The sequence below is a fragment of the Halalkalibacillus halophilus DSM 18494 genome (assembly GCF_000423105.1).
In the GTDB taxonomy this organism is placed as follows: domain Bacteria; phylum Bacillota; class Bacilli; order Bacillales; family Alkalibacillaceae; genus Halalkalibacillus; species Halalkalibacillus halophilus.
Map to the genome: position 1 here is coordinate 59377 of NZ_AUHI01000014.1, position 6614 is coordinate 65990.

The window sequence follows — 6614 nt, forward strand, 5'->3', positions numbered from 1 at the left end:
GTAGGTGTCGGGATGAAAGTGCATCCGGAACAATTAGTACCTGGCTGTTTAATCACCCAAGATGTAATGGGACAAGTGGTTCAACCACTTGTCCCTAAAAATACAATCATCGAGCCGGTGCATATACTAGTGTTGAAGAAGTTCCAAGTAGGAGAAGTTGTTGTAGCTAACAAATTAGCAAGTGGAGAAGACTTTAAAGTAGAGGATCTCCCTGCAGAAGAAGCAAATTCAATAGAGAAAGACCAAGATGATTTCTTTGATGTCTATGTAAAGACAGTCAAACAAACCATCAACTTGTTTGAGCAGTGGAAGCCACAATCTAAGCTAGAAATCGCAAAGATTCGTGAAATGTTAAACCCTTTAATTACGCAAGCAGAAGAAACACCAGATTTGCTGTTAAAATTACATCACTTTAGTGATAAACGTTATTATTTTTACCACCATATTGTTGCGAATGCAGCTATCACCGCGTTTTTAACGAAGAAACTACAGTATGATCAACAAGAGCGAAGAAAGATTGCCTTAGCAGCATTTTTAGCTGATTTAGGAATGCTTTTAGAAGACAAAGATCTTTATACGAAAGATCGAGTACTAACGGAAGAAGAGTTTGCCAGAGTCCGAAAGCACCCTGCTCTGTCTTATAAATTAGTAGACGGGTTAGAAGTGAGTAAGGACGTGAAAGTAGCGATCTTGCAGCACCATGAGCGTTTAGACGGTTCTGGCTATCCAATGGGTGCATCACATGATAAGATTCATGCCTATGCGAAAATTATTGCTGTAAGCGATATGTTCCATGCCATGACATGTGAACGGGTCTATCGTAGAAAAGAATCCCCATTTAAAGTGATTGAAGAAATGCTGCAAGGGCAATTTGGGAAGCTAGATATGAAAGTAATCAATGCATTAGTGGATAGTATTATCACGTTTGGGAACGGCACAAAAGTGAAATTATCCAATAATGAAACTGGTACGATTGTATTTACAGATGAAAAATCACCAACAAGGCCATTTATAAGATTATCCAACAAGGATATTATTAATCTAGATGATTATAGAGATATTCATATAGAAGAGATTATTTAAAAGTAATCGGAGCATGGAATTGAATCTAATTCCATGCTTTTTATATACCAGTTCAAGTGACTATTGCATGCCATATGAGATTTCTGTATATAAAATAACTTTTATGGATAAAATTCACTTTTTATGGATATATACGCAAGATTTCTGGATATCCTCTCCATAATTCTGGTTATATAAATTTTCTCGTGGATAAGCGAGTTGATTTCTGGATATAAAGTGACTTTTCTGGATAACGGACTAGTTTCTCTCACAATCTATTTAAGTCTTTCTTCGCATTTTTGTTTTTTGTAATATTTAACGCTGTTGACTCGTATAAAATGTTGTATACTATAGAAAGATTGCCTTCTTTTAGAAATGTTTATACATAGTTAATAGAAGTTCAATAGAGGAACACTTCATGTGGAACCTTTTAACATACAAAACGGAACAAACAAGATGGGGGAACAGTAATGCGAGAAAGAGTAATGAAAAAGAGTATCATGATGTTGATGACAGTAGGTTTATTAATAGGGTTTATCGTTTCGATTCCGATACATACACTAGCCCAACCGGAAGATATTGAGGCGGAATCAGCCATTCTAGTTGATGCCGATACGGGAGAAATCTTATATTCTACTAATGCAGATATCTCTTTACCACCTGCAAGTATGACGAAGGTAATGACAGAATACCTCGTTTTGGAGGCAGTGGAAGAGGGAGATATTAGCTGGGATACTACTACGGAAATAAGTGAGTATGCATTTTCTATTTCAGCAGATAATACGTTTTCTGGTGTTGGACTGAGAATGGATACCGAATATACTGTAAAAGAATTATATGATGCGATGGCTATATACTCAGATAATGCGACATCGATTGCGTTAGCAGAATTAATTGCTGGATCTGAGGGCGAGTTTGTTCAAATGATGAATGAAAAAGCAGAAGAATTGGGCATGCAAGAATATGAATTTGTTAACTCTACTGGTCTTGCGAATTCACATCTTGGTGATCAATACCCAGAAGGAACAGATCCGGAAGCTGATAATCTATTATCTGCTCGTTCTATGGCACTATTAGCGTATCATTTAGTAAATGATTTCCCACATGCTCTTGACGTTTCTAGCGTTCCGACGCAGGAATTTGAAGGACATGAAATGATTAATTATAACTGGATGCTTCCTGGTTTACCTGGAAATTTAGAAGCCTTTGCTTATGAAGGAATGGATGGACTTAAAACAGGTTGGACGTCTCTTGCAGGTTACGCTTTTGCTGGTACTGCGGAGCGAGATGACACACGTTTAATTTCTGTTGTAATGAGAACGGAAAGCGTTGAAGCGAGATTTAATGAAACTCGTAAACTAATGGATTACGGATTTGATAACTTTGAAAAAGCGACTTTATATGAGGCTGGTTACCAACATGAAGGCGAAGAAACATTACCAGTAGCAAAAGGGAAACAAGAGGAAGTATCGATTGCTACAACGGAACCAATCGAGAGATTCATTTATAGTGGAGATGAAGAGAATTTCTCCGTTTCTTATGAAATGGACGAAGAGTTATTAAATGAAGATGGGAAAATTGAAGCTGCTGTGGAAGAAGGAACAGAAGTTGGTCGAATGGTCTTAAACTATGATGGCGACCATGATTATGGTAACATTTTAGGTGAAGATGCAGAACAACAATCTGTTACAATTGAGACAACAGAAGCGGTAGAACGTTCTAATTGGTTTATGTTAATTTTACAAGCTATTGGAGATTTCTTCTCTGGTTTGTTTGATAGTATTAAAGGAATTTTTGTATAAAATACATTAGCTTTTTAGGGGGAGTTTCATGTCTAACGTAGGTACAAGTCGTGTAAAACGTGGTATGGCAGAAATGCAAAAAGGCGGCGTCATAATGGATGTTGTCAATGCAGAACAAGCGAAAATTGCTGAGGAAGCTGGAGCAGTTGCCGTTATGGCACTAGAACGTGTTCCATCTGATATTCGTGCAGCAGGTGGAGTTGCCCGTATGGCAGATCCAACTGTAACAGAAGAAGTTTTAAATGCAGTGTCTATTCCTGTCATGGCAAAAGCGCGTATTGGTCATATTGTAGAAGCGCGTGTTTTAGAAGCTATGGGTGCAGATTATATTGATGAAAGTGAAGTATTAACTCCAGCAGATGATATTTATCATATCGATAAAAATGATTTCACTGTTCCTTTTGTTTGCGGTTGCCGTAATTTAGGAGAAGCTTTACGTAGAATTGGTGAAGGAGCTTCGATGCTTCGTACAAAAGGGGAACCAGGAACAGGTAATATCGTTGAAGCTGTTCGTCATATGCGTGAAGTACAAAGTGAAATTCGTCATATTCAAAATATGCAAAAAGACGAGATCATGGTCTACGCAAAACAGACTGGATCTCCTTATGAGCTGTTGTTAGAAATAAAAGAACTCGGTCGTTTACCGGTTGTGAACTTTGCAGCTGGTGGAATTGCGACACCTTCAGATGCTGCTTTAATGATGGAATTAGGAGCGGACGGCGTATTCGTTGGCTCTGGTATCTTTAAGTCAGATAATCCACAGAAATTCGCTCGCTCGATTGTAGAGGCAACGACGCATTATCAAGATTATGAATTAATTGCGAAGTTATCAAAAGGATTAGGGACAGCAATGCCAGGCATTGAGATGGCTTCCTTAACGGATCATGATCGTATGCAAGACCGTAGTGAGTAAAGGAGTTACAACATGATGAAAATAGGTGTGTTAGGACTTCAAGGTGCAATTATTGAACATGCCCGTACTATTGAGGCATGTGGGCAAGAAGCGGTAATTGTGAAGCGAAAAGAACAACTAGATGATATAGATGGATTAATTTTACCTGGCGGGGAGAGTACTACAATGCGCCGGTTAATTGATCGCTATGAATTTTTTGATGCGTTAGTCGACTTCGGCAAATCTGGTAAACCAATCTTTGGTACCTGTGCTGGTTTAATCTTACTCGCAACAGATATTGATGGCCAAGATGATGCACATTTAAAGCTCATGGATATGAAAGTTTCTAGAAATGCTTTTGGAAGACAGCGAGAAAGCTTTGAAGTGGCATTAGAAATGAAAGGTGTTGCTCCTGATTTTGAAGCGGTATTTATTCGTGCACCTTATATTTTAGAGGTGAAAGAAAATACAGAAGTGATTGCTTCTTACAATGATAAGATTGTTGCAGCAAGACAGGATCATTATTTAGTAACAGCTTTTCATCCAGAGCTGACAGATGACCATCGATTGGTACAGTATTTTGTTGAGATGGTAAAAGAATCTAGGAAAAAGCTTGCAAGCTAAATAGAAAACCGTTATATTAAAATATACAATTAACTTATGCGTTGATAGGAACTAGTAATAGGGATACTTTTTAAAGAGAGCTGGTGGCCGCTGTGAACCAGTAAAAGTGAGCTATGAATCCATCCTGGAGCAGATTAGCCGAACTTTATTAGTAAGCTAATCCGGCGTCAGACACCGTTACACGTCTTCCGAGTTGGAAGAGCATTCGTCTCTTCAACCAGGGTGGTATCGCGGGTAGTATATAACACTCGTCCCTTTTCCGTTATGGAGAAGGGGCGAGTTTTTTGTTTTTCAGGCGGTGGCGGCTTGTTTGCCGGCATAACAATTTATTCACCCGAAAACACAGGCTCTATGCCGGTAAACAGAGGTGTACACCCGTATTTTCCGTTTTACACCTGTAAAGCTCTATCATATGCCGGCAAACCACCTTTATCCGCCCGCAAAAAATTCCAAGGATTTAATGTATCAAAAATATAGGAGGAATGGACATGCTAGATCTAAAGTATTTACGTCAAAATTTCGATGATGTCAAAGAGAAAATGAAGAGTCGAGGAGAAGATTTGAGCGATCTTGATCACTTTTTAGAGTGGGATGAGAAGCGTCGTCAGTACATTCAAGAGTCAGAAGAGTTAAAGGCGCGTCGTAATGAAGTGTCAAAAGAGATTTCTCAGCTGAAAAAGGAGAAAAAGGACGCGGATGATTTAATTAAAGAGATGCGTGAAGTCGGTGATCGCATTAAAGCAATTGATGAAAATTTAAACGAAGTGGAAGAAAAATTGAATGAACTTTTACTATCTATTCCAAATGTTCCACATGAAACAGTTCCAATTGGTGAGACAGAAGATGATAATGTAGTTGCTCGAACGTGGGGCGATGTGCGTGAATTTAATTTTGAAGCGAAGCCGCACTGGGATGTAGCGACGAACTTAGATGTTATTGATTTCGAGCGTGCTTCCAAAGTGACAGGTAGTCGGTTTGCTTTTTATAAAGGACTTGGAGCGCGTTTAGAACGAGCACTCATTAACTTTATGATGGATTATCAATCTGATGAACACGGATACCAAGAAATGATGCCACCACAAATGGTGAATCGCGACAGTCTTGTTGGTACAGGACAGTTGCCGAAGTTCGCAGAAGATGTTTTTAAAATTGAGGACTGGGAGTATTTCTTAATTCCGACAGCGGAAGTTCCGGTCACTAACTATCACCGTGATGAGATTTTACAAGTAGAAGATCTTCCGAAGAAATTCTCAGCGTACAGCGCGAATTTCCGTAGTGAGGCAGGCTCTGCTGGTCGAGATACACGTGGGTTAATTCGCCAGCATCAGTTCAATAAAGTAGAACTAGTTCAGCTCGTGAAGCCGGAAGATTCTTATCAAGTACTAGAAGAGCTGACAGGACATGCGGAAAAAATTCTTCAACTGTTAAAACTTCCATACCGTGTGATGAGCATGTGTACGGCCGATTTAGGATTCACCGCTGCGAAAAAATACGATATTGAAGTTTGGATCCCGAGTTATGATGACTATCGCGAAATTTCTTCATGTTCTAATTTCGAAGCATTTCAAGCAAGAAGAGCTGGCATTCGCTTCCGTCGTGATTCTAAAGCGAAGCCTGAATATGTTCACACTTTAAATGGGTCTGGACTAGCTGTTGGTAGAACGGTGGCAGCCATTCTTGAGAATTATCAGGAAGAAGATGGATCTGTTACGATTCCAGAAGTATTAAGACCATACATGGGTGGGAAAGAGTCAATCACCCCATAGCCGTACAACTCATAGAAAATCCGAACTCATTCAAGTTCTACTAATAGAATTTCGAATGAAAGTTCGGATTTTTTTATAGATATGATGTCATAGAAGACGGTTTCATGATATTTTTTACAAATTACTATTGGTCATGATTAAGTCCATATAATTGTGTAAAAAGAAAAGGGTCTCATCAATCCTTATGTTACAATGTTTTCACCGTAAAAACATAACAGGAGGAATTGATGATGACCCAACTTCATATTAACGTAGATTACGAGGAATTGAAAGCAGAGCTGATGGAGTCGAATCTCGGAGCCGTATCGAAATCATATATCGTCATTATGATGAACGCTTACATGGAGATGGAGCGAGATCAATACGTACAAACAACGAAATATGAACGACACATGGACCGACAAGATTACCGCAATGGCTACTATTCCCGGGACTATGTCACAGGTTTAGGAAAGATTGAATTAAAAG

The 6614-nt window shown here is 39.0% G+C and carries 6 protein-coding genes and 1 other annotated feature; all 6 genes read left to right on the top strand.

All coding sequences use genetic code 11. The annotated features are described in order from the left end of the window. Positions 1-12 precede the first annotated feature (12 nt). A complete protein-coding gene (locus G532_RS0109420; RefSeq protein WP_027964592.1) occupies positions 13-1083 on the top strand; it encodes an HD-GYP domain-containing protein in 1071 nt (356 codons plus the stop codon). Between the two features lie 449 nt (positions 1084-1532). Continuing rightward, the gene (locus G532_RS0109425) at positions 1533-2864 is read left to right on the top strand and encodes a serine hydrolase (RefSeq protein ID WP_027964593.1); all 1332 of its coding nucleotides are present in this window, start codon (positions 1533-1535) and stop codon (positions 2862-2864) included. Between the two features lie 28 nt (positions 2865-2892). Next, on the top strand, positions 2893-3777 hold the full coding sequence (gene pdxS, locus G532_RS0109430; RefSeq protein WP_027964594.1) for a pyridoxal 5'-phosphate synthase lyase subunit PdxS: 885 nt from the start codon (positions 2893-2895) through the stop codon (positions 3775-3777). A 12-nt stretch (positions 3778-3789) separates the two neighbouring features. Next, positions 3790-4380, top strand: coding sequence for a pyridoxal 5'-phosphate synthase glutaminase subunit PdxT (pdxT, locus tag G532_RS0109435; protein WP_027964595.1), 591 nt, complete (start codon positions 3790-3792; stop codon positions 4378-4380). Positions 4381-4412: 32 nt separating this feature from the next. Beyond that, positions 4413-4639: a binding site (T-box leader), on the top strand. Positions 4640-4868: 229 nt separating this feature from the next. Continuing rightward, positions 4869-6146 (top strand): serine--tRNA ligase, encoded by a 1278-nt coding sequence (serS, locus tag G532_RS0109440; RefSeq protein ID WP_027964596.1) that lies wholly within the window; start codon positions 4869-4871, stop codon positions 6144-6146. Positions 6147-6376: 230 nt separating this feature from the next. Further along, a partial coding sequence (locus G532_RS0109445) for a transposase (RefSeq protein ID WP_027964597.1) occupies positions 6377-6614 on the top strand: 238 nt, incomplete at its 3' end.

Bases quoted from the DNA above. Each gene is read 5' to 3' on its own strand.
- G532_RS0109420 (WP_027964592.1), top strand. From the start codon at position 13: ATGAAAGTGCATCCGGAACAATTAGTACCTGGCTGTTTAATCACCCAA.
- G532_RS0109425 (WP_027964593.1), top strand. From the start codon at position 1,533: ATGCGAGAAAGAGTAATGAAAAAGAGTATCATGATGTTGATGACAGTA.
- pdxS (WP_027964594.1), top strand. From the start codon at position 2,893: ATGTCTAACGTAGGTACAAGTCGTGTAAAACGTGGTATGGCAGAAATG.
- pdxT (WP_027964595.1), top strand. From the start codon at position 3,790: ATGATGAAAATAGGTGTGTTAGGACTTCAAGGTGCAATTATTGAACAT.
- serS (WP_027964596.1), top strand. From the start codon at position 4,869: ATGCTAGATCTAAAGTATTTACGTCAAAATTTCGATGATGTCAAAGAG.